The following is a 23,312-nucleotide window of genomic DNA, read 5'->3' on the forward strand; positions in this document are numbered from 1 at the left end:
TGCGGCGGGGACACCGCCGATCCTCGCCGCCCGCCGGCCGCCCCGGCATGAGCGTGCGTGCTCAGCCCGGCCGGGGCGCCGTACTCACCCGGCTCACCCGGAACCGGCGCTCTCCTCCCGCTCCCCCTCCCGCTCCTTCTCCGCCATCCGGATCACGCACACCGCGACCGCGATGAGCAGCGCCGCGTCCGCGTCCTCCCGGACCACCTCCACCGCGTACGTCTCGCGCACCCGGTACCACTGGCGCGAGACCAGGGCCAGCAGCTCCCCGTCGTACTCGATCTTGAACTCGCGGTCCGTGATCCGCCCGCTGACATCGAGCTCCGTGCCCTCGACCAGCGTCACCCGGAAGTGGTTGCGCAGCAGCGAGAACCGCTTCCGGCGGATCACCGCGAGCTGCCGCTCGTCCCGCTCCAGCGTCATGGCGTCGCGGAAGCCGAACAGCTTCTCCCGCAGGGTGATCAGGATCCGCCCGTCGGGGTCCTTGAGCTCCAGGGTGTCCCGGAAGCGCAGGGCCTTGCCGTCGACGAGGAAGGCGTGCCGCCCGTCCTCGTCCTCGATCCAGTAGTCGTCCCCGATGGCCAGCAGTTTGTCCCGAACGAGGTATTTCATGACCTCATCCGTGCCCGCGATAGGTTTCCGCCATGCCCCTGCTCTACGTGACCGACCTGGCGTACCCGGCACGCGGCCGCCGCTACTGCGACGAGGACATATTCCTCACCTCCCGGCTGCGCCGGGACTTCCGGCTGGCCCTGTGCCACCCGGCCGACGCCCGCGCCCTGATGCCCGCCTTCGACGCCGTGATCGTCCGCAACAGCGGGCCCGTCCTGCACTACCAGGAGGAGTACGACGCCTTCCGCGCCGCCGCCCTCGCCACCGGCACCCGGGTCTACAACCCGCTCACGGGCCGCGCCGACATGGCCGGAAAGCAGTACCTCCTCGACCTCACGGCCGCCGGCTACCCGGTCATCCCGACCGTCGACGACCCGGCCCGGCTGGCGGAGCTGCCGTCCGTGCCCGAGTACGCCGTCAAGCCGAAGCAGGGCGCCGACTCCATCGGCCTGACCTTCACGGCCACCCCGGAGGGCCCGGCGGGGGCCGTACTGATCCAGCCGCGCGTGGATTTCGCGTACGAGGTCTCCTTCTACTTCGTCGACGACGCCTTCCAGTACGCCCTGTACGCCCCCGACCCGGCCCGCCGCTGGGAACTGCGCCCCTACGACCCGGCCCCCGCGGACCTGGCCTTCGCCCGCGCCTTCGTCGAGTGGAACACCCTCGGCCACGGCATCCAGCGCGTGGACGCCTGCCGGGCCCCCTCGGGCGAACTCCTGCTGGTGGAACTGGAGGACCTGAACCCGTACCTCTCCCTCCACCTCCTCCCGCCCCACGTCCAGGACACCTTCCTCACCGCCCTCACCACCTCCCTCCACGCCTACCTCGGCTGAGCCGGGGCCCGTCAGAGCGCGCTGGTGTCGAGGTCGATCCCGAACGGCTCGGGCAGCCGCACCGGCGTGCCGAAGGGGTGCGGGCCGTCGGCCGTGGTGTAGCCGAGGCTGCCGGGTTCGGCGTAGAGGGTGACGGAGCGCTCCTGCCGGTCGACGAGCAGGTAGAGCGGCGCGCCGTACTCCGCGTACCGCTTGCGTTTCACCACGCGATCGGTCTCGGCGTCGGACCGGGAGGTGATCTCCACGACCAGCAGGGTCTGATCGGGCAGCAGCGCACCCCCATGGTGCGCGAGCTCTTCCGGCACGACGGCGATGTCCGGGATGTACCAGTTGCTCGATCCGGGCAGATCCAGATTGCCCGAACCCTCCACGCACCCGAGGTCGTCCACCCTCGCCTCGATCTGGCGGCGTACGAGCTTCGCCGCCCGCTCGTGGTCCCAGCTCGGTGTCACGTGGGTGATCACCCCTTCGACGATCTCTGTGCGGTCGCCCACGTGGTGCTGGATGGCGTACTTCAGGGCCCGTTCGGGATCGATGCCCTCGCTGTAGTCGCGCGCGGTGGTCATGCCGCAAGCCTCCTTCGACGCCCCGGGCCAGGCTCGCACACCCCCGTTCATTGCGGCCGTGTGTCCGGCCCGCGGTCACCCGTCGGGGTGCGGGGGCGGGGATGGCAAGCTGGACGGATGAACGATGCTGCCCCGGCGCCCACCCCCGCGCCCGCGCCCCGCCGTGCCCGTGTCCGTGCCCCCGAGCTGACCGGCAAGGGCGGCTGGCTGAACACCGGCGGGAAGGACCTCACCCTCGCCGGCCTGCGCGGACGCGTGGTCATCCTCGACTTCTGGACCTTCTGCTGCATCAACTGCCTGCACGTCCTCGACGAGCTGCGCGAGCTGGAGGAGAAGCACCGCGACACCGTCGTGATCATCGGCGTGCACTCGCCGAAGTTCGTGCACGAGGCCGAGCACGCCGCCGTCGTCGACGCCGTCGAGCGCTACGAGGTCCACCACCCCGTCCTGGACGACCCCGAGCTGGCCACCTGGAAGCAGTACGCCGTCCGCGCCTGGCCCACCCTCGTCGTGATCGACCCCGAGGGCTACGTCGTCGCCCAGCACGCCGGCGAGGGCCACGCGCACGCCCTCGCCCGCCTCGTCGAGGAGCTGGAGGCCGAGCACGAGGCCAAGGGGACCCTGCGCCGCGGGGACGGCCCGTACGTCGCGCCCGAGCCCGTCGCCACCGACCTCCGCTTCCCCGGCAAGGCCCTGCTCCTGCCCGGCGGCACCTTCCTCGTGTCGGACTCGACACGGCACCAGCTCGTGGAGCTGGCCGCCGACGGCGAGAGCGTCGTACGCCGCATCGGCAGCGGCGAGCGCGGCTTCGGCGCGGACGCGTTCAGCGAGCCGCAGGGCCTGGCGCTGCTGCCCGACGGCCGCGTGGTCGTCGCGGACACCGTCAACCACGCCCTGCGCACCTTCGACCCGGCCACCGGCCTCGTGGAGACCGTCGCCGGCACCGGCCGCCAGTGGTGGCAGGGCTCGCCCACCTCCGGCCCGGCCCTGGAGACGGACCTCTCCTCGCCGTGGGACGTGGCCTGGTGGCAGGACCGGGTCTGGATCGCCATGGCCGGCGTCCACCAGCTGTGGACCTGGGACCCGGCGACCGGCACCGTCGAGGTCGCCGCCGGCACCACCAACGAGGGCCTGGTGGACGGCCCCGCCGCCGAGGCGTGGTTCGCCCAGCCCTCCGGCCTCGCCGCCGCCGGGGACCGGCTGTGGATCGCCGACTCCGAGACCAGCGCCCTGCGCTACGTCCACCGCGCCGACACCGGCACCGGTTACGCGATCACCTCCGCCGTCGGCACCGGCCTGTTCGACTTCGGCCACCGCGACGGCGACGCCGCCCAGGCCCTGCTCCAGCACCCGCTCGGCGTCACCGCCCTGCCCGACGGCTCGGTCGCGGTCTGCGACACGTACAACCACGCGCTGCGCCGCTACGACCCCGCCACCGGCGAGGTCACCACCCTCGCGACGGACCTGCGCGAGCCCAGCGACGCCGTGCTCGCCGGCGAGGACATCGTCGTCGTCGAATCCGCCCGGCACCGGCTGACCCGGCTCCGGCTCCCGGAGGAGGCGGTCCGCGTGGACGCCGTCGCGCACCGCACCCAGCGGGCCGCCACCGAGGTCGCCCCCGGCACGCTCCGCCTCGACGTGGTCTTCCGGGCGCCGAGCGGCCAGAAGCTCGACACCCGCTACGGCCCCTCCACCCGGCTGCTGGTCTCCGCCACCCCGCCCGAGCTGCTGGCGGGCGGCGAGGGCGCCGGTACGGACCTCTTCCGCGAGCTGGCCCTGAACCCGGAGCTGACCGAGGGCGTCCTGCACGTCTCCGCGATGGCGGCCTCCTGCGACGACGACCCGGCGAACGAGTACCCCGCCTGCCACGTCCACCAGCAGGACTGGGGCGTCCCCGTCCGCATCACCCCGACGGGCACCACCCGCCTCCCCCTCGTCCTCGCGGGCCTGGACGACGACGAGGGGTAGCGGCACCCGGACTTCCTGGAGGGCGGCGTCAGCCCTCCAGGAAGGCCACCAGGGCGTTCGCCAGGAGGTACGGGTCCTCCGCGCCGCACAGTTCGCGGGCGCTGTGCATCGACAGGATCGCGACGCCGATGTCCACCGTCCGGATGCCGTGGCGGGCGGCCGTGATCGGGCCGATGGTCGTGCCGCACGGCATCGCGTTGTTGGAGACGAACGTCTGCCACGGCACCCCCGCCCGCTCGCAGGCGGCCGCGAACACCGCGCGCCCGCTGCCGTCGGTGGCGTAGCGCTGGTTGACGTTGACCTTGAGGATCGGGCCGCCGTTGGCGCGCGGGTGGTGCGTCGGGTCGTGCCGCTCACCGTAGTTGGGGTGGACGGCGTGCCCGGTGTCCGAGGACAGGCAGACGGTCCCGGCGAAGGCCCGCGCGCGGTCCTCGTACGTACCCCCGCGCGCGAAGACTGAACGTTCCAGCACGTTCCCCAGCAGCGGGCCGTCCGCGCCGGTGTCCGACTGCGAGCCGTTCTCCTCGTGGTCGAAGGCGGCCAGGACGGGGATGTGGTCGAGCTTGTCGGCGGCCGACACCGCCGCGAGCGCGGCCACGCCCGCGTGCACGGACAGCAGGTTGTCCATCCGCGGGCCCGCGAGGAGTTCGCGGTCGCGGCCCAGGTAGGAGGGCGGCTCGATGGAGTGCACCATCAGGTCCCAGCCGGCCACCGAGCCCTGCTCCAGGCCCTCTTCCTCCTCCAGGAAGGCGATGAGGTCGCCCTCGCGCGGGTCGCCCAGGCCCCAGATCGGCTGCATGTGCCGCTGCTTGTCGAGCTTGAGCCCGTCGCTGTTCACCGACCGGTCCAGATGCACGGCGAGTTGGGGTACGCGCAGCAGCGCGCGGTCGATGTTGACGAGGCGTTCGGTGCCGTCGCGCAGGGTCAGCCGCCCGGCCAGGCCGAGGTCGCGGTCGAGCCAGGTGTTGAGCAGGGTCCCGCCGTAGATCTCGACCGCGATCTGCCGCCAGCCCTGGGAACCGGTGTCGGGCAGCGGCTTGACCCGCAGGTTCGGCGAGTCGGTGTGCGCGCCGACGATCCGGAACGGCGTGTGCGCGGCGGCGCCTTCGGGGACGTACCAGGCGATGAGCGCGCCACCGCGGAGCACGAACCTGCCCCCGCTGCCCGCGTCCCAGGCGTCCGTCTCCGACACCTGCCTGAATCCCGCCTTCTCCAGCCGCTCGGCCGCGTTGGCCACGGCGTGGTACGGCGACGGACTGGCCGCCAGGAAGGTCATCAGATCGTCGGTGTGGCCGCGGTCGAAGCGGGCGGGAGAGCTCATCGTATTTCCCTTGTGTGGAAGCCCCCGGCTTCAGCCGGGTGAGGAAACGCAGTTCCGGCTCGGAGCCTCGCTGCGGCGGGCTGCCGCAGCGTGAGGCTGTGACCTGTGCTTGTGTTCGGATCGTGACCGACCCTAGCGTCCGGGGGGTGGGGATTCCTTCTGTGAAGCGGTCGTTCAAGTACCGTTTCTATCCGACGCGCGCACAGGCCGTGGAACTGTCGCGGACGTTCGGCTGCGTGCGGAAGGTCTACAACCTCGCCCTCGCGGCCCGCACGGACGCCTGGCGCACCGGCGGCCGGCGGATGGATCACACCCAGACCTCGGCGATGCTCACCGCGTGGAAGAAGACCGAGGAACTGTCCTTCCTGGCAGCGGTGTCGTCGGTACCACTGCAGCAGACCCTGCGTCATCTGCAGGCGGCGTTCGTGGGGTTCTGGCAGAAGCGGTCGGGGTACCCACGATTCAAGTCGAAGCGCAGGTCGCGGGCCTCGGCCGAGTACACCCGTAGCGGGTTCCGCTACGAAGGGGGCCGGCTGCGGCTGGCGAAGATGGACGAGCCTCTGGACATGGTGTGGTCCCGTCCCTTGCCGGACGGGGCGGTGCCGTCCACGGTCACGGTCTCCCGCGACAGCGCCGGCCGCTGGTATGTCTCGCTGCTGTGCGAGGACACCCCGGTGCCGATGCCGGTCACCACGAAGGCGGTCGGCATCGACGCGGGGCTGACCGCCCTTCTCACCCTCTCCACGGGTGAGAAGATTCCCAACCCCCGCCACGAGCGGAGGGACCGCGATCGCCTCGCGCGCGCCCAGCGAGCGCTGTCGCGGAAGAAGAAGGGCAGCAACAACCGGAGCAAGGCCCGCGATCGTGTGGCGCGGATCCACGCCCGGATCAGCGACCGCCGCCGGGACTTCCTGCACCGGCTGACGACTCGACTCGTGCGCGAGAACCAAACGCTCGTGATCGAGGATCTTGCGGTCGCCAACATGCTGCGCAACCGGGGCCTGGCACGTGCGATCAGCGATGTCGCCTGGCGGGAACTGCGGTCGATGCTGGAGTACAAGGCGGCCTGGTACGGCCGGGAGCTGGTGGTGGTCGGGCGGTGGTTCTCCAGTTCCCGGCTGTGTTCGGGGTGTGGGGTTCTCGGGGGTGCGGTGCCGCTCGGGGTGCGGGAGTGGAGCTGCGAGGGGTGCGGGAGGGTGCATGACCGGGACGGGAACGCCGCGGTGAATCTGCTGGCCGCCGGGCTGGCGGTCGCTGCCTGTGGAGCGGATGTGAGACCTCATCGGGAGTCCTCCTCTCGGTCGGGGCGGTCCGTGGCGAAACAGGAATCCCCACGCGTGAGTGTGGGAATCCCCTCCCGCTAGGGAGGGGAGGAAGCCAAGTGGTTCACCTTAACGAGGGCCGGGTTCCTGTTCGTCGTGGCCGGAGGGGGCGGGTCGCCGGGAGGGTGGTGCCGGGGCTGCGGTCCCGTGTGGTCAGGCCGGTGGGCGGTTGAAGCGGCGGTGCAGTTGTCTGCGCTCGCCCCGGCGGATGCGCGGGAGCATTTCCGGGGTCTGCGGGGAGCGCTGCGCGCGCCGTGTGCGTCCGGCGCAGAAGATACAGGCCGCGCCGGGGGGCGCGTCGGGGTCGATCGGGGCGCCGGGGTGTTCCGCGCAGCCCGAGGCGTTGCGCGGGCGGGACAGTTCGCGGGCGACGATGAAGGCGCGGTGGAGGTCGTCGGCAATGCGGACGAAGTCCTCGGCGGCGGAGGACAGGCCGAGGTGGAAGCGCTGGTCCTCCACGGTGCGCAGGTACCGGTGCAGCAGCGCGAGGTCGTACGGCCCGTCGGGCACCGGGTAGCCCAGGCGGCGCTGCTCCCCGGCGGGGGCCGGGGCCGGGCCGGGGCCGCCGCGGCGGGCCAGGCGGCGGCGGTCGTTGCAGATCAGGCAGCGGCCCCAGCCCTCGGGGGCCTCGGGGTCGAGGGCGCCGTTGGGGTGCTCGGAGCAGCCGGTGTAGCTCTTGGCGGGGGCCAGGCCGGCGGCCGTCTGGAAGGCCACGTACAGCGCGTCCGCGATGGTCTCGTACTCGGCGGGGTGCGCGCCGTCGTACAGCTCGCGGAGGTGGTCGCCGAGGCTGCCCAGGCTCGCCTGCAGCTCCTTGAGGGCGTACGGCCGCCCGGTGGGGACGGAGTACCCCCTGCTGCCGTGCTGATCCTGTGGACTCATGCCTACGAGCGTCCCATGAACGACCGACATCGGGGAAAGCCGCAGTACAGGGCGGCAAAGAGGCGGTGCGGAGCCCCCGGCACGCGGCAGCGGCCGGGTCCCTGTGCGGGGGACCCGGCCGCTGTGCGGTCCCGCCCGTGGCGGAGCTGGGCCACGGGCGGGGACGGTGGCCGCTAGAAGGCGGCCTCGTCCAGCTCCATGAGGGAGTTGTCGACGGTCTCGGCCAGCGCGCGCTGGACCGAGACGCCCGGCAGGACCTGGGACGCGAAGAACTTCGCGGCCGCGATCTTGCCCCGGTAGAAGGCCGCGTCCTTCGCGGAGGCCGTCGCCAGCTTCCCGGCGGCCACGGCGGCGCCCTTGAGCAGCAGGTAGCCGACGACCACGTCGCCGGAGGCCATCAGCAGGCGGGTGGTGTTCTGGCCGACCTTGTAGATGTTCTTGACGTCCTCGCCGGTGGCGGTGAGGTCGACGATCATCTGGCCGACGATGGCCTCCAGGTCCACGGCGGCCTTGGCGAGCGCGTCGCGGGCACCGGCCAGCTCCTCGCCGCCGGCGGCCTCCGCCAGGAACTTCTTGATCGTCTCGGAGAGCACGTTCAGCGAGGCGCCCTGGTCGCGGACGATCTTCCGGAAGAAGAAGTCCTGGCCCTGGATGGCCGTGGTGCCCTCGTAGAGGGTGTCGATCTTGGCGTCGCGGATGTACTGCTCGATCGGGTACTCCTGGAGGTACCCGGAGCCGCCGAAGGTCTGGAGCGACTGCGCCAGCTGCTCGTAGGACTTCTCCGAGCCGTAGCCCTTCACGATCGGCAGCAGCAGGTCGTTCAGGCCGACGAGCGCGGAGGCGTCCTCGCCGGCGGCCTGCTTGACCTGGATCTCGTCCTGGACGGTCGCCGTGTACAGGACGAGCGCGCGCATGCCCTCCGCGTACGCCTTCTGCGTCATCAGCGAGCGGCGGACGTCGGGGTGGTGCGTGATGGTGACCTTGGGCGCGGTCTTGTCCATGAAGTTCGCCAGGTCCGGGCCCTGCACGCGCTCCTTGGCGTACTCCAGCGCGTTCAGGTAGCCGGTGGAGAGGGTGGCGATGGCCTTCGTGCCGACCATCATGCGCGCGAACTCGATGATCATGAACATCTGGCGGATGCCGTCGTGCTTGTCGCCGATCAGCCAGCCCTTGGCGGGGTGCTGGTCGCCGAAGGTCATCTCGCAGGTGTTGGACGCCTTGAGGCCCATCTTGTGCTCGACGTTCGTCGCGTAGACGCCGTTGCGCTCGCCCAGCTCGCCGGTCTCCCAGTCGAAGTGGAACTTCGGGACGAGGAAGAGCGACAGGCCCTTGGTGCCCGGGCCGTGGCCCTCGGGGCGGGCGAGGACGTAGTGGAGGATGTTCTCCTCCATGTCGTGCTCACCGGAGGTGATGAAGCGCTTCACGCCCTCGATGTGCCAGGAGCCGTCCTCCTGCTGGACGGCCTTGGTGCGGCCGGCGCCCACGTCCGAGCCGGCGTCCGGCTCGGTGAGGACCATGGTGGAGCCCCAGCGCTTCTCGACCGCTATCTGCGCGACCTTCTTCTGCGCCTCGTTGCCCTCCTCGAAGAGGATGCCGGCGAAGGCGGGGCCGGAGGAGTACATCCAGATGGCCGGGTTCGAGCCGAGCAGCAGCTCCGCGTAGGCCCAGATGAGGGAGCGGGGCGAGGTGGTGCCGCCGATCTCCTCGGGCAGGCCGAGGCGCCAGTACTCGGACTCCATGAAGGCTTCGTAGCTCTTCTTGAAGGAGGCCGGGACCGGGGCGGTGTTGGTGGCGGGGTCGAAGACCGGCGGGTTGCGGTCGGCGTCCTCGAAGGAGGCGGCCAGCTCGTTCTCGGCGAGGCGGGCGATCTCGGACAGGACGCTCTTGGCGGTCTCGGTGTCCATCTCCTCGAACGGACCGGTGCCGTACTGCTGGTCGCGGCCGAGCACCTCGAAGAGGTTGAACTCGATGTCGCGGAGATTCGACTTGTAGTGCCCCATGGCGACGGCTCCGTTAAGGCTCGGGGAGACAGGTTCCTCGTACATACCAATCGGTAACAACATGATGCTACCCGCCGGTAATAACGGCAACCCTTCGGCGCCGACTGTGACCAGCGTCAAAGCTCGCACCACACCGTCTTCGTACGGGCCCCCCGGACGACCCCCCACCGCAGCGCGACGGCGTCGAGCAGGGCGAGCCCGCGCCCGGACTCGTCGGTGTCGTCCGCCTGCCGGGGTACGGGCCATGCGCGCGGGTCGGGATCGGTGAGCTCGACCCGCGTACGGGTTGCCCTTCCGGTGCCGGTGACGCGCAGGGTGACGGGGGTGCCTTCGCCGACATGGCGGATGACGTTGGCCAGGAGCTCGGTGACGCAGAGCGCGGCGTCGGGGTGCGCGTCGGGCCCGAGGTGCTCGCGTACGGCGTGCCGCAGCACCGGGGCCGCCTGGGGGGCGGCGAGCAGCCGGATGGTGAGCTCGTTCACGGCGCGGCCGGGGCGGGGGCCGGGGTACGGGCCGGGGTGCGGGCCGCCGAGGGGGCCGTGGTGCGGGAGCGGTCGTGCATGGGGGAGCCTTCCGTGGCGGACGGTGACGAACTCCTCACAGGCTGGTGGGGCGGGGGCGGCCGTGGGAAGGGCTCGCGGTCCACAACCCGGAGTGTGGAAGTCCGCCTCGTCGCCGCCGGAGGGTCCCGCTGGCGGTCGGGGCGGCCGACAGGGGCCCCGCGTAGGGGAGTTGGGGAACGGGACCCTCCAGGGGTGGCCGTTTCGGCCCCCGCCACCTGGGCATTCGCGGGCAACGGGCCCTGGCGCGGGGCCCGGTGACCGTGGTGGAGGGGATCCGTGGACAAGCAGCTCCTGGTGGGCACAACTGCCGTCGTGATGGGTCTGGTCGTGATCGCGGGCAGCGGACATCTCGTGCGGCGGGCGTCCGCGCCGGACCACTTCTTCGGCCGCGCCAACCGCGCCCACCCCGTCTTCGCGCGCTTCATGCCGCTGTTCGTCGGCGCGGCCATGACCGTCATGGGCGTGCTGGTCCTGACCGGGGTCATGCACGCCCGCTGACCGGTACCCGCCCGTAGCCCGCGGAACGCTCGATAGGGTGGGCCGCATGTACGGCTACGACCAGAACCCGGGCGCCCAGCAGGGCTACGCGCAGCAGCCTCCGCAGGGCTACGCGCAACAGGCGCCGCCGTTGTACCCGGAGCCGTCCCCGCCCTCCCTCGCGGACGCCGTACGGGCCTTCACCACCGGGTCCCTCTCCGCCGAGGACTTCCAGCAGGTGTTCGCCGGCTCGAAGGTGTACTGCCCGCGCGGCGACACCCCGGGCTTCCTCGCGCTGCACAACACGCAGCAGCCGGTCATCCCCATGTTCACCACGCTCAAGGAGCTGCGCCGGTACGCCGGCAAGGAGTCCAAGTACTTCGTGATCACCGGCGCCGAGGTGATCGACCTCCTCCCGACCGGCTACGGCTTCGTCCTCGACATGGAGGGCGACCACCGCATGGTCTTCGACGCGAAGGCGGTCGAGCAGATGGTCGACTTCGCGATGCGCCGCATGTACGGCTAGACACCCAGGGCCAGTGCCAGGGCCGGGGCCGGGGCCGGGGCCTGGTCGGGGAGCGGGGCCGGACCCCCGTCCCGGCCCCGCTCCCCCGCCGCCCCCGAGGTGGTGCCGTGGCGGCCGGTGTGTGAACCATGCGGGGAACCGCCCGCGGCCGAACAGCCCCTTAAGGCAGGGCCGAAACCCGGGGAGGGCACGTTGCTGCGGATCCACTTCACGGCCGAGGACCTCGCCCGGACCCGCGTCGGCCCCGGGATCGGCGCGGCGGCGGAGACGTACTACGGCATGGCGCTGCTCCGGAACCCGCGCACCGCGCCCCCCTTCCGGCGGTGGAAGGGCGCGGTCGCCCGGCATCTGGGGGCGGAGGCGGGCCCCCTGCTGGCCCTGCTCCCGGACCGGGGGCCGGGGCTGGACCTGCTGACGATCGCCGGGGACGCCCCTTCCCTCGGGGAGGCGGTGGAGGGCCTGCTCGGCGCCTCGCGCGCCCGGCTGCGGGAGGAGCTGTCGCAGCTGTCCGTGCGCCCGGCCGACGCGGCGTGGGTCCGGAGCCTGCGGGACGGGGACGCGGAAGCCCTCCGCCTGCTGGCCCGGTCCCTGGAAGCCTGTCACCGCGGCGCGATCGCCCCGTACGGGGACCGGGCAGCCGCCCATCTCGACGCGGTGCGGGCGGCGTACGCGCGGACGCTGATGGAGGGCGGGGTGGAGCGGCTGCTGGCGGGGCTCTGCGTACCGCTCGTGCGCTGGCGCGCCCCCGTGCTGGAGGTGCGGCATCCCAAAGAGGTGGAGTTCCGCCTGGGCGGCCGCGGGCTGGTCCTCGTCCCGGCCGTGTTCATGGGGCGTACGCCGACCCTGCTGTGGGACCCGGCCGACGAGGCGGCCCCGCCCCGGCTGACCGTGCCGACCGTGACCGACCCGGAGGTGGGGGAGGCCCTGTGGGAGCGGGCGGACGGCACGGCGCAGGACGCGCTGGGAGCCCTCCTGGGGCGGACGCGGGCCGCCGCGCTCAAGGTCACCGTCGGGGGCTGCAACACCACCGAACTGGCCCGCCGCCTGAACGTCTCGCTCGCCGCCGCCAGCCAGCACGCGACGGTGCTGCGCAACGCCCACCTGATCACCACCAGCCGCCGCGGGGGCGCCGTCCTGCACAGCATCACGGCGCTCGGCATCGATCTGCTCGCCTCCGAGAGGCGGCCGCACTCCCCGCCGGGCAGGCCCTGACCTGCGTATCAGCCTCCAGCGGGCCCCCGGGAATGGATCCCGGGGGCCCGCTGTTCTGTGCGGGTGTGGCAGAAAGTTCGACTTTCAACTAAACTCGCCGCAGAAGGAGGTCCTGACCATGCCCGCAGTGACTGTTGAGAACCCGTTGACGCTTCCGCGCGTGGCCCCGCCGCAGGCGGCCGTTCCGCGCAAGGTGCTGGCCGTCGTCTCGGCGCCGACCGGGTTCGAGGGTGAGGGATTCCCGGTGCGGCGCGCCTTCGCGGGGATCAACTACCAGTACCTCGACCCGTTCATCATGATGGACCAGATGGGCGAGGTGGAGTACGCGCCGGGCGAGCCGAAGGGCACCCCCTGGCACCCGCACCGCGGCTTCGAGACCGTCACGTACCTGATCGACGGAACCTTCGTCCACCAGGACACCAACGGCGGCGGCGGAGTCATCAACGGCGGTGACACGCAGTGGATGACCGCCGGTTCGGGCCTCCTGCACATCGAGGCGCCGCCGGAGTCGCTCGTCGTGTCCGGCGGGCTGTTCCACGGCCTCCAGCTGTGGGTGAACCTCCCCGCGGCCGACAAGATGATGCCGCCGCGCTACCAGGACATCGGCGGCGGCAAGGTCACCCTGCTGACCACCCCGGACGGCGGCGCCCTGCTGCGCGTCATCGCCGGTGACATCGACGGCCACGAGGGCCCCGGCATCACCCACACCCCCATCACGATGATCCACGCGACCGTCGCGCCGGGGGCGCAGATCACCCTGCCGTGGCGCGAGGACTTCAACGCCCTCGCCTACGTGATGGCCGGGCGCGGGTCCGTCGGAGAGGACCGCCGCCCCCTGCACACCGGGCAGACGGCCGTCTTCGGCGAGGGCGGCTCGCTCACCGTCCGGGCCGACGAGGCGCAGGACGCGAACGCCCCGGACCTGGAGGTCGTCCTCCTCGGCGGCCGCCCGATCCGGGAGCCGATGGCGCACTACGGGCCGTTCGTGATGAACAGCCAGCACGAGCTCCAGCAGGCGTTCGACGACTTCCAGGCGGGCCGCCTCGGCCGCATCCCCACTACCGAGCGCACCGGCCTCGGCCACCGCGGCACGGGCGAGGCCGCGGAGAACTGACCGCGGGTCCCGCGCGCGGGACCCGCCCCGGGCCCGGCCCGCCCCCCTGGGCCGGGCCCCCTGTGCCGGGCCCGGCTCAGGCCGGGCCCACCGGCCCCGGCGCCGCCTCGGCCGCGTACCGGGAGCGGAGCTCCGAGATCACGCCGAACACCGCCGCGGTCAGCGGTACGGCGAGCAGCATCCCCAGGATCCCCGCGACACTGGCCCCGGCGGTGATCGCCAGCATCACCACCGCCGGGTGCATCTGCACGGTGCGGCTCTGCACCACGGGCTGGAGCACGTACCCCTCGATCATCTGCACCAGCAGCACCAGCCCCAGCGCCCACAGCCCGATCGCCCACCCGCGGTCGGCGAAGGCCACGAGGACGGCGACGGCGCCGGACAGGATGGCGCCGAGGTAGGGGATGTAGGCGGTCACGAAGACCAGCGCGGCCAGCCCCAGCGCCCCCGGCACATCGAGGATCAGCAGCCCCACGCCGATCAGCACCCCGTCCACCAGCGCCACGAAGGTGGTGCCGCGCATGAAGCCCTCCACGGCTTCGAAGGCCCGCCGGGCCATCGCCTCCATGAGGTCCCCGGACCGGCTCGGCACCAGCGAGCGCAGGGTGCCGACGGCCTGGTCGGAGTCGCGCAGGAAGAAGAAGATCAGCACCAGCGCGAGCAGGATCATCGCCAGCATCGAGCCCACCACGCTGATCCCGGTGACCACGCCCGAGGCGGCCGTTCCGCCGAACTTCGCCAGCAGTTCCCTGGAGTTCGCGGTCAGATCCTCCACGGAGGTGCCCACGGCCCCGAAGTGCTCGGCGAGCGAGGCCCCGGCCCGGCGCAGCGCGTCGATGATCTGGTCGCCGGTCTCCATCAGCGCCACGACCACGATGTACGTGGCCCCGCCCACCACGGCGACGACGGCGAGGCAGGTCAGCGCCGCGGCCAGCGAGCGGTTCATGCCCATCCCGGCGAGCCGCCGGTGCATCGGCCCGAGCAGGGCCGTGCCGAGCACGGCCAGCAGCACGGGCGTGACCACGGTCTGGAGGACGGTGCACAGCCAGATGCCCACGGCGAGCACCGCGGTGGCCAGCAGGACGACGGCGCACCAGGCGGCGAGCCGGCGCACGGGATCCGGGAGGAGGGGGTTCGGCACGCCGTCATCCAACCACGCGCGTGTCGGCAGTCCCTGACGGCGAGTCGTACGGTCCCCCGCGCGCGGGACCGGCCCCCGCGCGCGGGGGACCGTACTCAGCCCGTGGCCGCCGCGTCCTCCGGCCGCTTGGACTGCTCGCGCAGCTCGAACCAGATCGACTTGCCCTCACCGCGCGGGTCCACGCCCCACGCGTCGGCCAGCATCTCCATCAGCAGCACCCCGCGCCCGCTGGAGGCCATCTCCCCCGGGTGCCGCTTGTGCGGCAGCTCGTCGCTCGCGTCCGCGACCTCCACCCGCAGCCGGCGCGTGCCCAGCTCGCCCGCCGCCTCCGCCACGAGCACCGCGTCCCCGTCGGTGTGCACCAGCACGTTGGTGACCATCTCGGAGACCATCAGGACCACCGAGTCCACCTGCTCCTCGTCGGCCCAGTCGTGCAGCAGCTCCCGGATCTGCCGCCGGGCGCCCGCGATCCGCTCCGGCTCCGCCTGCGCCACGGTCAGCATGGTGCGCCGGGCCGGGCGTACGGCGGGCCGCGGCCCGGCGCCGCCGGGGCGGCCGCCCTCCCGGTACAGCAGGACCACCGCTATGTCGTCCTCGCGCCGGTCGGCCAGCGGGCCGGTGGTGTGGTGCGAGGAGGGCCCGTGCACGGCCTGCACCAGCAGGTCCGCCAGCGCCTCCAGGTCCCCGGGCCCGTGGCCCGCGGGTCCCTGGCCGACCGGGTCGTGGCCGGCGTGCTCCCGGCCCGCGGGGTCCTGGCCCGCGGGCTCGTGCGGTCCGCCCTCCAGGACCGCGCGCAGCCGGGCCCAGCCGGTGTCCAGGTCGTGGCCGCCGGTCTCGATCAGCCCGTCGGTGCAGAGCATCATCGTCTCGCCGGGTTCCAGGGTGAACCGCGTGGTGGGGTAGTCGGTGTCGGGGACGATCCCGAGGGGGAGCCCGCCCGCGGTGGGCCGGCTCAGGACGGTGCCGTCGGTCATGCGCACCGCCGGGTCGGGATGGCCGGCGCGGGCCACCTCCAGCGTGCCGGTCGCAGGGTCGCACTCCACGTACAGGCAGGTCGCGAAGCGCGGGCTCCGGGCGTCCGGGTCCTCCTCGGCGTCCGGCTCCTGCGGGGCGCCCAGCCCGGCGAGGAACCGGGAGGCCCGCGAGAGCACCGCGTCCGGCCGGTGCCCCTCGGAGGCGTAGGCCCGTACGGCGATCCGCAGCTGGCCCATCAGGCCGGCGGCCCGTACGTCATGGCCCTGGACATCCCCGATGACCAGCGCGAACCGGCCCGACGGCAGCGGGATCATGTCGTACCAGTCCCCGCCGACCTGGAGCCCGCCGCCGGTCGGGACATAGCGGGCGGCGATCCGCATGCCGGGGATCTCCGGGCCGAGCTGCGGCATCATCGAGCGCTGCAGGCCGGTCGTGAGCTCCCGCTCGGATTCGGCCACGCCCGCGCGCTGGAGGGCCTGCGCGAGCATCCGGGCCACGGTCGTCAGCACGGACCGCTCGTCGGGGGAGAAGGACGCGGGCCGCTTGAAGGCGGCCATCCAGGCGCCCATGGTGCGCCCGGCCACGATCAGCGGCAGGAAGGCCCAGGAGACCCGGTCGAAGCGCTGCACGAGCGGCCAGGTGGCCGGAAACCGCCGCTTGTAGTCCTCGGGGGTGGCCAGGTAGATCGCCCGCCCGGTACGGACCACCTCGGCGGCCGGGTAGTCCGTGTCCAGCAGCATCTCCGTGAAGGGGCCCTCGTCCCCCGGATCGTGCCCGTGGTGGCCGATGACCGACAGCCGGTCCCCGGCCACACCGAAGACGGCCAGCCCGTCGGGGCTGAACCCGGGCATGGACAGCGAGGCCGCGACCCGCAGCACCTCCGCCGTGGACCGGGCCTCGGCCAGCGCGCGGCCCGCGTCCAGCAGGAACGCCTCGCGCGAGCGCCGCCAGTCGCCGGTGATCGGGGTGTGCGCGGCGGTGGTGCCCGGCTGGGGCTCCGCGATCTCCTGGATGGTGCCGATCAGCTCGTAGTCCACGCGGCCGTCCGCCGACCAGCTCTCCACCGGCCTGGAGCGGCTGCGTACGGTCCGCAGCACCCGGCCGTCCACGTCCATGATCCGCAGCCGGGCCTCGGCGAGGGTGCCCTCGGCGACGGCCAGGTTCACGATCCCGTTGACCTCGTTCCAGTCCACCGGATGGAAGCGGGAGCGGACGGCGGCCTCCGGCAGGACGGCCGGCTCGGCGGGCAGCCCGAGCAGCCGGGCGGCCTCCCCGTCGAGGGCGACCGTCCCGGAGGCGTTGTCCCATCTCCACAGACCGGTCGCGACGGCGGCCAGGACATCCTCGGTGCGCACCCGGTCATCTTGACAGGTCATATCCGTTACGTGCCTGTTCGCCGGGTTGACGAGCCCGTTTTCGCAGGCCGGAGGGAGTGCCCGCCCCGTCACCCTCCCGGACGGTAACCTTGGGACGGTTGAATCCACCCTGGTATCGCGTAGAACTGGATGACTGATGCATCGGTACAGGTCCCACACCTGCGGCGAGCTCCGCGCCTCCGACGTCGCCGCCGACGTCCGACTGAGCGGCTGGCTGCACAACCGTCGAGACCTGGGCGGCATCCTCTTCATCGATCTGCGCGACCACTACGGCATCACGCAGCTCGTCGCGCGGCCGGGCACCGCCGCGAACGAGGCCCTGAGCAGCGTCACCAAGGAGACCGTCGTCCGCATCGACGGCAAAGTCGTCTCCCGCGGCGCGGACAATGTCAACCCCGAGCTGCCGACCGGTGAGATCGAGATCGAGGTCTCCGAGGTCGAGGTGCTGGGCGCCTCCGCCCCGCTGCCCTTCACCATCAACACCGACGACGGGGTGAACGAGGAGCGGCGCCTGGAGTACCGCTTCCTCGACCTGCGCCGCGAGCGGATGCACCGCAACATCATGCTGCGCTCGGCGGTCATCGCGTCGATCCGCTCCAAGATGGTGGCGCTCGGCTTCAACGAGATGGCGACCCCGATCCTCACCGCGACCTCCCCCGAGGGCGCCCGTGACTTCGTGGTGCCCTCCCGCCTGAACCCGGGCAAGTTCTACGCCCTGCCGCAGGCCCCGCAGCAGTTCAAGCAGCTGCTGATGATCTCCGGCTTCGACCGCTACTTCCAGATCGCGCCCTGCTTCCGCGACGAGGACGCCCGCGCGGACCGCTCGCCGGGCGAGTTCTACCAGCTCGACGTGGAGATGTCCTTCGTCGAGCAGGAGGACGTCTTCCAGCCGATCGAGCGCCTGATGACCGAGCTCTTCACCGAGTTCGGCAATGGCCGCGAGGTCACCTCGCCCTTCCCGCGGATCCCCTTCCGCGAGTCGATGCTCAAGTACGGCAACGACAAGCCCGACCTGCGCGCCAAGCTGGAGCTCGTCGACATCACCGACGTGTTCGAGGGCTCGGAGTTCAAGGCGTTCGCCGGCAAGCACGTGCGCGCCCTGGCCGTCCCGGACACCGCCGCCCAGCCGCGCAAGTTCTTCGACGGCCTCGGCGACTTCGCGGTCTCGCTCGGCGCGAAGGGCCTGGCCTGGGTGCGCGTCGGCGAGGACGGTGCGCTGACCGGCCCGATCGCCAAGTTCCTCACCGAGGAGAACGTCAAGGTCCTCACCGAGCGGCTGGGCCTGGCGGCCGGGCACGCGGTGTTCTTCGGCGCGGGCGAGTTCGACGAGGTCTCGAAGATCATGGGCCCGGTCCGGGTCGAGGCCGCCAAGCGCGCGGGCCACTTCGAGGAGAACGTCTTCCGCTTCTGCTGGATCGTCGACTTCCCGATGTACGAGAAGGACGAGGAGACGGGCAAGATCGACTTCTCCCACAACCCCTTCTCCATGCCGCAGGGCGGCATGAAGGACCTGGAGGAGAAGGACCCGCTCGACATCCTGGCCTGGCAGTACGACATCGTCTGCAACGGCATCGAGCTGTCCTCGGGCGCCATCCGCAACCACGAGCCCGAGGTCATGCTCAAGGCGTTCGAGATCGCCGGCTACGAGGCCGAGACGGTCGAGCGGGAGTTCGCGGGCATGCTGCGCGCGTTCCGCCTCGGTGCGCCGCCGCACGGTGGCATCGCGCCGGGCGTGGACCGCATCGTGATGCTGCTGGCCGACGAGCCGAACATCCGCGAGACCATCGCCTTCCCGCTGAACGGCAACGCCCAGGACCTGATGATGGGCGCGCCGACGGTGCTGGAGGAGGCCCGCCTGCGGGAGCTGAACATCGCGCTGCGGAAGCCGGTGGAGACGAAGCCGGCCGCCGCCGAGCGGCCGGTGGCCGAGGCGGTCCACCCGGACGCCGCGCGCTGACGCTCTGCCGCAGCCGGCGTAGCCGACGTAGCCGACGTAGCTGACGGGGAAGGGCCCGGGATCCTGGATCCCGGGCCCTTCCCCGTTGTCATGCCGTCGGCGGTGTCAGAACCGGTCGAGGAGGCCCTTGAGCAGGGCCGGGGAGGTCAGGCCGGTGGGGGCCGGGCCGGCAGGGAAGAAGCCGGCGTTCCCGGTGTCCAGCCTGCGTACGAAGTCGAACGCCTTGGAGTCCTGGTCGCCGAAGCCGATGAACTGCCAGTGCACCTCGGGGGCGGTGGCGGCGGCCTCGGCCAGCGCCTGCCGGGCGGGCTGGCGGTTGTCCGGGGCGCCGTCGGTCTGGAAGAGGACCAGGGCCGGGCCTTCGCCGCCTTCCTTGCCGTAGTGCGCGAGGACGGCCTGGACGGCGGCGTGGTAGCTGGTGCGGCCCATCCGGCCGAGCTCGGCGTGGCGGTCCTCGACCCAGGTCGGGGTGTGGCCGTCGAGGGTGAGGTCGGCGGTGCCGTCGATCTCGGTGGAGAAGAAGACGGTGTGCACGGTCGCGGCCTCGTCCAGGTGGGCGGCGAGGGCGAGGGCGTGGTCGGCGAGGTACTGGGCGCTGCCGTCCTTGTAGAACCCGCGCATGGACCCGGAGCGGTCGAGCACGAGGTACACCTTGGCCCGCGCCCCGGCCTTCCCCTTGCCCCGCAGCACCTGCCCGGCGGCCTTGTAGGCCCCCAGCACCCCGACGGCCCGCCGCCGCACCACCCCGACGGGGTACGCGGGCCCCAGCACCCCGGCCGCCACCTGCTCCGCCGCCGGGGCGGCAACCTCGCCCTGCGCCTCCGGCACGCCGACAACGACGGGCTCCGCCGGTGCGGGCTCCGCGTACGGCTCGCCTGCGGCGGCGACCACGACCGGCTCCGCCGCCGGGGCGGGTGCCTGCTCGGCGTCGGCGGCAGCCGCGACCGGCTCGGCCTGCGCCTCCGGCACGACGACGACAACCGGCTCCGCCGCCGGTGCGGCGTCGTCCTGCACCTCCGGCGCGGGGGCAACCGGCTCCGCCGGAGCGGGAACCTGCGCCTCCGGCGCGGCAGCGGCAACGGGCTCCGCCGGGGCGGGGACCTGCGCCTCCGGCGCCTCGGCGGTGTCCGGCTCCGCCGGAACCTCGGCCTGCTCGGGGTGGGCGGGCGCCGCCGGGGCGGCGGCCTCGGCCTGCGCCTCCGGCGCGGCCACGGCGACCGGCTCCGCCGGGACGGGGGCCTGCTCCGCGTCAGCGGCGACCACGACCGGCTCCGCCGGAGCGGCGGCCTGCGCCTCCGGCGCCTCGGCGGTGTCCGGCTCCGCTGCCGGGACGGCAGCGTCTGCCTGCGGCGCGTCAGCTACGGCCGGCTCCGCCGGAGCGGGAGCCTCAGCGGCAGGCTCCACCTGCGCCTCCGGCGCGTCAGCGGCAACGGGCTCCGCCGGAGCGGGAACCTGCGCCTCCGGCGCGGCAGCGGCAACCGGCTCCGCCGGAGCGGGAACCTGCGCCTCCGGCGCGGCAGCGGCAACCGGCTCCGCCGGGGCGGGGGCCTGCTCGGCGTCGGCGGCAGCCGTGACCGGCTCCGCCTCGGCAGCGGCGTCTGCGGCAACCGGCTCCGCCGGAGCAATGGGCTCCGCGTCCGGCTCCGTTTGCGCCTTCGGCGCCTCGGCGGGGGCCTCCGGGGCCGGTTCGGCCTCGGGCTGCGGCGCGTCAGCGGCAACGGGCTCCGCGGCAGCGGCAGCGGCAGCGGCGACCGGCTCCGCCGGAGGCGTGGGCGGCTGGGGGCGGCGGGCCTCCGGGACCGTGGGGTCCGTCGTCTGGGGCGGGGCCGTCAGGACCGCGCTCGCCTCACGGTCCCGCGGAGCCGACTGCGGCGGCACCGTCGGGTTGTCGAAGGACGCGGCCACGAGCTCGGCGGCCGCATCCATAGGGGTGCGTTCCGCCTGATTCGGGACAGCCGCCGAAGGAGAGTCCGAAGTCTCCGGAACCGGTTCCGCAGACCGTCCGAACACCTTGCGCAACAAGCTCCGAATACCCATGGGCCAGACCTTTCGCATGAGTGCGTGCGTCATTTGTCCGTGCTGCGCGGTTGATCCCTGCCCAGAGTGGACACGTAAGGTTATCGGCCGCCCGGCTGGATCTTCGGCAGGGGCGCCCTTCGTGGCGTCCGCCGCCTCCCGGCCCCCACCCCGATCCCGAACTGCCGCTCCGCCGTGCCGGGTTCACCGGCCGTTCATCCCCGCGCCTCCGCTTCGGCGCAACCCGGCCCTACCGTCGCGGCTGGATTCGTTCCGACAACTTGTCGGCGCCCACGCAGCCTCGGAGGACACTCGTGCGCAAGCTTCTGCCGTTCATCGGCAACCCGCATGGGAGCGGCCGGTCCGCTCTCACCTGTCGATACCGCTGCGGCGACGCCTGCTTCCACGAGGTGCCGAACACCAGCGACAACGAGTACGCGGGCGATGTCATAGCCCGCGCCTACTCCCGCCGCTCGATGCTGCGCTCTGCCGCCGTCGTCACCGTCGCCACCGCCGCCGGCTCCGCCGTGGCCCTCGGCGCCCCCGGCCAGACCGCCACCGCGGCCCCCGCCCCCGACGCCGAAGCAGCCGCAGGCACCGGCACCGGCAAGACCGGCGAAGCCGCCCGCGGCCTCCGCTTCAAGCCCGTCGCCCCCAACACCGACGACAAGGTCACCGTCCCCGAGGGCCACGAGCAGAACGTGGTCATCCGCTGGGGCGACCCGATCGTCAAGGGCGCCCCCGGCTTCAACCCCGACAAGCAGACGGCCGCCGCTCAGGCCGGGCAGTTCGGCTACAACAACGACTTCCTGAGCCTCCTCCCGCTCGGCGGGGACTACGAACGCCAGCAGCTGCTCGTGGCCAACCACGAGTACACGGACGAGAACCTCATGTTCAAGGCGTACGACCCCGCCAACCCCACCCGCGAGCAGGTCGAGATCGCCTGGGCCGCGCACGGCCTGTCCGTGGTCGTCGTGCAGGAGGACCACCGCAGCGGCAAGCTGACCGCGGTGAGCCGCCACCAGCTCAACCGCCGCCTCACCGCCACCAGCGAGTTCCGGCTGACCGGCCCGGCCGCGGGCAGCGCCCTGCTCAAGACCTCCGCCGACCCCACCGGCACCAAGGTGCTCGGCACCCTCAACAACTGCGCCGGCGGCACCACCCCGTGGGGCACCACCCTTCACGGCGAGGAGAACTTCAACCAGTACTTCGCCAACGCCGGCCAGGTCACCGACCCGGCCGCCGCCGCCCGCCTCAAGCGCTACGGCGTGACCTCCGGCGCCACCGAGCGCAAGTGGGAGCGCTTCGACAAGCGCTTCGACGTCGCCCAGGAGCCCCACGAGCCGCACCGCTTCGGCTGGGTCGTCGAGCTCGACCCGTACGACCCGCACTCCGTCCCCCGCAAGCGCACCGCGCTGGGCCGCTTCAAGCACGAGGCCGCGCAGCCCCGGCTGACCGAGGACGGCCGCCCGGTCGTCTACATGGGCGACGACGAGCGCTTCGACTACTTCTACAAGTTCGTCTCCTCGAAGCGGATGAAGAAGGGCAATTCCCGCGCCGCGAAGGAGCACAACCTCACCCTGCTCGACGAGGGCACCCTCTACGTCGCCAAGCTCACCGGCGACTCCCCGGCCGCCGAGTTCGACGGCTCCGGCAAGTACCCCTCCGACGGCGAGTTCGACGGCTCGGGCGTCTGGATCAAGCTCGCCACCGGCAATGTCTCGCACGTCGAGGGCATGACCGCCGAGGAGGTGTACGTCTTCACGCGCCAGGCCGCCGACAAGGTGGGCGCCACCAAGATGGACCGCCCCGAGGACGTCGAGCCCTCCCCGCGCACCGGCCGGGTCTACGTCGCGCTGACGAACAACACCGACCGCGGCAAGCCCGGCAAGGAAGGCGCCACCGAGCCCAACCCGCGCAACCTCAACAAGCACGGCCAGATCCTGGAGCTCGCCGAGAACTTCGACGACCCGGCGGGAGACGGCTTCGCCTGGCGGCTCTTCCTCGTCGCCGGCGACCCCAACGACCCGGCGACGTACTTCGCGGGCTTCCCCAAGGACAAGGTCAGCCCGATCTCCTGCCCGGACAATGTCGCCTTCGACCCGCACGGCAACCTGTGGATCTCCACGGACGGCAACCAGCTCGGCTCCCACGACGGCCTGTTCGGCGTCGCCACCGCGGGCGAGCGCCGGGGTGAGCTCAAGCAGTTCCTCACCGTGCCGCGCGGCGCCGAGACCTGCGGCCCGCTGATCCAGGACAAGCGCGTCCTGGTCGCCGTCCAGCACCCGGGCGAGATCGACGGCGCCTCCGTCGAGAAGCCGCAGTCGGTGTGGCCCGACGGGCCCGGAAAAATCGTCCGCCCGGCCGTGGTCTCCGTCTGGCGCAAGGACGGCAAGAACATCGGCGTCTGAACCCCGCACCGCCGGGCCGTGTTTCACGTGAAACATCCCT

General features: G+C 72.6%; 18 protein-coding genes. 9 read left to right on the forward strand and 9 right to left on the reverse strand.

The features are described 5' to 3' along the window. Nucleotides 1–93: 93 nt before the first annotated feature. A complete protein-coding gene (locus ABZ873_RS01475; protein WP_360863732.1) occupies nucleotides 94–612 on the reverse strand; it encodes an LURP-one-related family protein in 519 nt (172 codons plus the stop codon). Between the two features lie 32 nt (nucleotides 613–644). Here ABZ873_RS01475 and ABZ873_RS01480 point away from each other — a divergent pair, with 32 nt between their 5' ends. Continuing rightward, the gene (locus ABZ873_RS01480; protein WP_360863734.1) at nucleotides 645–1,445 is read left to right on the forward strand and encodes a hypothetical protein; all 801 of its coding nucleotides are present in this window, start codon (nucleotides 645–647) and stop codon (nucleotides 1,443–1,445) included. An 11-nt stretch (nucleotides 1,446–1,456) separates the two neighbouring features. Here ABZ873_RS01480 and ABZ873_RS01485 read toward each other — a convergent pair whose 3' ends face one another. Continuing rightward, complete coding sequence (locus ABZ873_RS01485) at nucleotides 1,457–2,011, reverse strand: Uma2 family endonuclease (RefSeq protein ID WP_360863736.1); 555 nt, start codon at nucleotides 2,009–2,011, stop codon at nucleotides 1,457–1,459. Between the two features lie 117 nt (nucleotides 2,012–2,128). Here ABZ873_RS01485 and ABZ873_RS01490 point away from each other — a divergent pair, with 117 nt between their 5' ends. After that, nucleotides 2,129–3,979, forward strand: coding sequence for an NHL domain-containing thioredoxin family protein (locus tag ABZ873_RS01490; protein ID WP_360863738.1), 1,851 nt, complete (start codon nucleotides 2,129–2,131; stop codon nucleotides 3,977–3,979). A 28-nt stretch (nucleotides 3,980–4,007) separates the two neighbouring features. On the opposite strand, the gene ABZ873_RS01495 is transcribed toward ABZ873_RS01490, so the two are convergent. Then, nucleotides 4,008–5,300 carry a M18 family aminopeptidase gene (locus ABZ873_RS01495; protein ID WP_360863740.1) on the reverse strand — a complete coding sequence of 431 codons (1,293 nt, stop codon included), beginning with the start codon at nucleotides 5,298–5,300 and terminating at the stop codon, nucleotides 4,008–4,010. Nucleotides 5,301–5,452: 152 nt separating this feature from the next. Between ABZ873_RS01495 and ABZ873_RS01500 the strand changes: the two genes are divergently transcribed. Then, a complete protein-coding gene (locus tag ABZ873_RS01500) occupies nucleotides 5,453–6,664 on the forward strand; it encodes an RNA-guided endonuclease TnpB family protein (RefSeq protein ID WP_360864094.1) in 1,212 nt (403 codons plus the stop codon). A gap of 111 nt (nucleotides 6,665–6,775) precedes the next feature. Here ABZ873_RS01500 and ABZ873_RS01505 read toward each other — a convergent pair whose 3' ends face one another. The 3 genes from ABZ873_RS01505 to ABZ873_RS01515 all read right to left on the reverse strand — a co-directional run bounded on the left by ABZ873_RS01505 (nucleotide 6,776) and on the right by ABZ873_RS01515 (nucleotide 9,986). Further along, nucleotides 6,776–7,504, reverse strand: a complete 729-nt coding sequence (locus ABZ873_RS01505) for a hypothetical protein (protein ID WP_360863742.1) — start codon at nucleotides 7,502–7,504, stop codon at nucleotides 6,776–6,778. A 173-nt stretch (nucleotides 7,505–7,677) separates the two neighbouring features. Continuing rightward, entirely contained in the window at nucleotides 7,678–9,504 is a 1,827-nt protein-coding gene (locus ABZ873_RS01510; RefSeq protein WP_360863743.1) for an acyl-CoA dehydrogenase, read from the reverse strand. Nucleotides 9,505–9,620: 116 nt separating this feature from the next. Then, nucleotides 9,621–9,986, reverse strand: a complete 366-nt coding sequence (locus ABZ873_RS01515) for an ATP-binding protein (protein WP_360863745.1) — start codon at nucleotides 9,984–9,986, stop codon at nucleotides 9,621–9,623. Nucleotides 9,987–10,343: 357 nt separating this feature from the next. On the opposite strand from ABZ873_RS01515, the gene ABZ873_RS01520 reads away from it, so the two are divergent. From ABZ873_RS01520 to ABZ873_RS01535, 4 genes are all read left to right on the forward strand, one after another. Next, complete coding sequence (locus ABZ873_RS01520; RefSeq protein WP_360863746.1) at nucleotides 10,344–10,565, forward strand: hypothetical protein; 222 nt, start codon at nucleotides 10,344–10,346, stop codon at nucleotides 10,563–10,565. A 46-nt stretch (nucleotides 10,566–10,611) separates the two neighbouring features. After that, a complete protein-coding gene (locus ABZ873_RS01525) occupies nucleotides 10,612–11,070 on the forward strand; it encodes an SseB family protein (protein ID WP_360863747.1) in 459 nt (152 codons plus the stop codon). Between the two features lie 192 nt (nucleotides 11,071–11,262). Further along, entirely contained in the window at nucleotides 11,263–12,282 is a 1,020-nt protein-coding gene (locus ABZ873_RS01530; protein WP_360863749.1) for a winged helix-turn-helix domain-containing protein, read from the forward strand. A gap of 118 nt (nucleotides 12,283–12,400) precedes the next feature. Then, nucleotides 12,401–13,396: a pirin family protein gene (locus ABZ873_RS01535; protein WP_360863750.1), complete on the forward strand. Its 996-nt coding sequence runs from the start codon at nucleotides 12,401–12,403 to the stop codon at nucleotides 13,394–13,396. A gap of 76 nt (nucleotides 13,397–13,472) precedes the next feature. On the opposite strand, the gene ABZ873_RS01540 is transcribed toward ABZ873_RS01535, so the two are convergent. After that, nucleotides 13,473–14,537, reverse strand: a complete 1,065-nt coding sequence (locus ABZ873_RS01540; RefSeq protein WP_360863752.1) for an AI-2E family transporter — start codon at nucleotides 14,535–14,537, stop codon at nucleotides 13,473–13,475. 95 nt (nucleotides 14,538–14,632) lie between these two features. Then, on the reverse strand, nucleotides 14,633–16,867 hold the full coding sequence (locus tag ABZ873_RS01545) for a SpoIIE family protein phosphatase (protein ID WP_360863754.1): 2,235 nt from the start codon (nucleotides 16,865–16,867) through the stop codon (nucleotides 14,633–14,635). A gap of 157 nt (nucleotides 16,868–17,024) precedes the next feature. Between ABZ873_RS01545 and aspS the strand changes: the two genes are divergently transcribed. Continuing rightward, complete coding sequence (aspS, locus tag ABZ873_RS01550) at nucleotides 17,025–18,845, forward strand: aspartate--tRNA ligase (protein ID WP_360863756.1); 1,821 nt, start codon at nucleotides 17,025–17,027, stop codon at nucleotides 18,843–18,845. Nucleotides 18,846–18,950: 105 nt separating this feature from the next. Here aspS and ABZ873_RS01555 read toward each other — a convergent pair whose 3' ends face one another. Continuing rightward, nucleotides 18,951–20,771 (reverse strand): VWA domain-containing protein, encoded by a 1,821-nt coding sequence (locus ABZ873_RS01555; RefSeq protein WP_360863758.1) that lies wholly within the window; start codon nucleotides 20,769–20,771, stop codon nucleotides 18,951–18,953. A gap of 404 nt (nucleotides 20,772–21,175) precedes the next feature. Here ABZ873_RS01555 and ABZ873_RS01560 point away from each other — a divergent pair, with 404 nt between their 5' ends. Next, nucleotides 21,176–23,272, forward strand: coding sequence for a PhoX family phosphatase (locus ABZ873_RS01560; RefSeq protein WP_360863760.1), 2,097 nt, complete (start codon nucleotides 21,176–21,178; stop codon nucleotides 23,270–23,272). The last annotated feature ends 40 nt before the right edge of the window (nucleotides 23,273–23,312 follow it).

It is taken from the genome of Streptomyces sp. NPDC047014 (genome assembly GCF_040644195.1).
In the GTDB taxonomy this organism is placed as follows: domain Bacteria; phylum Actinomycetota; class Actinomycetes; order Streptomycetales; family Streptomycetaceae; genus Streptomyces.

Excerpts from the sequence above, each read along its gene's own strand:
- ABZ873_RS01475 (WP_360863732.1), bottom strand. The coding sequence starts at position 612 with ATGAAATACCTCGTTCGGGACAAACTGCTGGCCATCGGGGACGACTAC.
- ABZ873_RS01480 (WP_360863734.1), top strand. The coding sequence starts at position 645 with ATGCCCCTGCTCTACGTGACCGACCTGGCGTACCCGGCACGCGGCCGC.
- ABZ873_RS01485 (WP_360863736.1), bottom strand. The coding sequence starts at position 2,011 with ATGACCACCGCGCGCGACTACAGCGAGGGCATCGATCCCGAACGGGCC.
- ABZ873_RS01490 (WP_360863738.1), top strand. The coding sequence starts at position 2,129 with ATGAACGATGCTGCCCCGGCGCCCACCCCCGCGCCCGCGCCCCGCCGT.
- ABZ873_RS01495 (WP_360863740.1), bottom strand. The coding sequence starts at position 5,300 with ATGAGCTCTCCCGCCCGCTTCGACCGCGGCCACACCGACGATCTGATG.
- ABZ873_RS01505 (WP_360863742.1), bottom strand. The coding sequence starts at position 7,504 with ATGAGTCCACAGGATCAGCACGGCAGCAGGGGGTACTCCGTCCCCACC.
- ABZ873_RS01510 (WP_360863743.1), bottom strand. The coding sequence starts at position 9,504 with ATGGGGCACTACAAGTCGAATCTCCGCGACATCGAGTTCAACCTCTTC.
- ABZ873_RS01525 (WP_360863747.1), top strand. The coding sequence starts at position 10,612 with ATGTACGGCTACGACCAGAACCCGGGCGCCCAGCAGGGCTACGCGCAG.
- ABZ873_RS01535 (WP_360863750.1), top strand. The coding sequence starts at position 12,401 with ATGCCCGCAGTGACTGTTGAGAACCCGTTGACGCTTCCGCGCGTGGCC.
- aspS (WP_360863756.1), top strand. The coding sequence starts at position 17,025 with ATGCATCGGTACAGGTCCCACACCTGCGGCGAGCTCCGCGCCTCCGAC.
- ABZ873_RS01555 (WP_360863758.1), bottom strand. The coding sequence starts at position 20,771 with ATGGATGCGGCCGCCGAGCTCGTGGCCGCGTCCTTCGACAACCCGACG.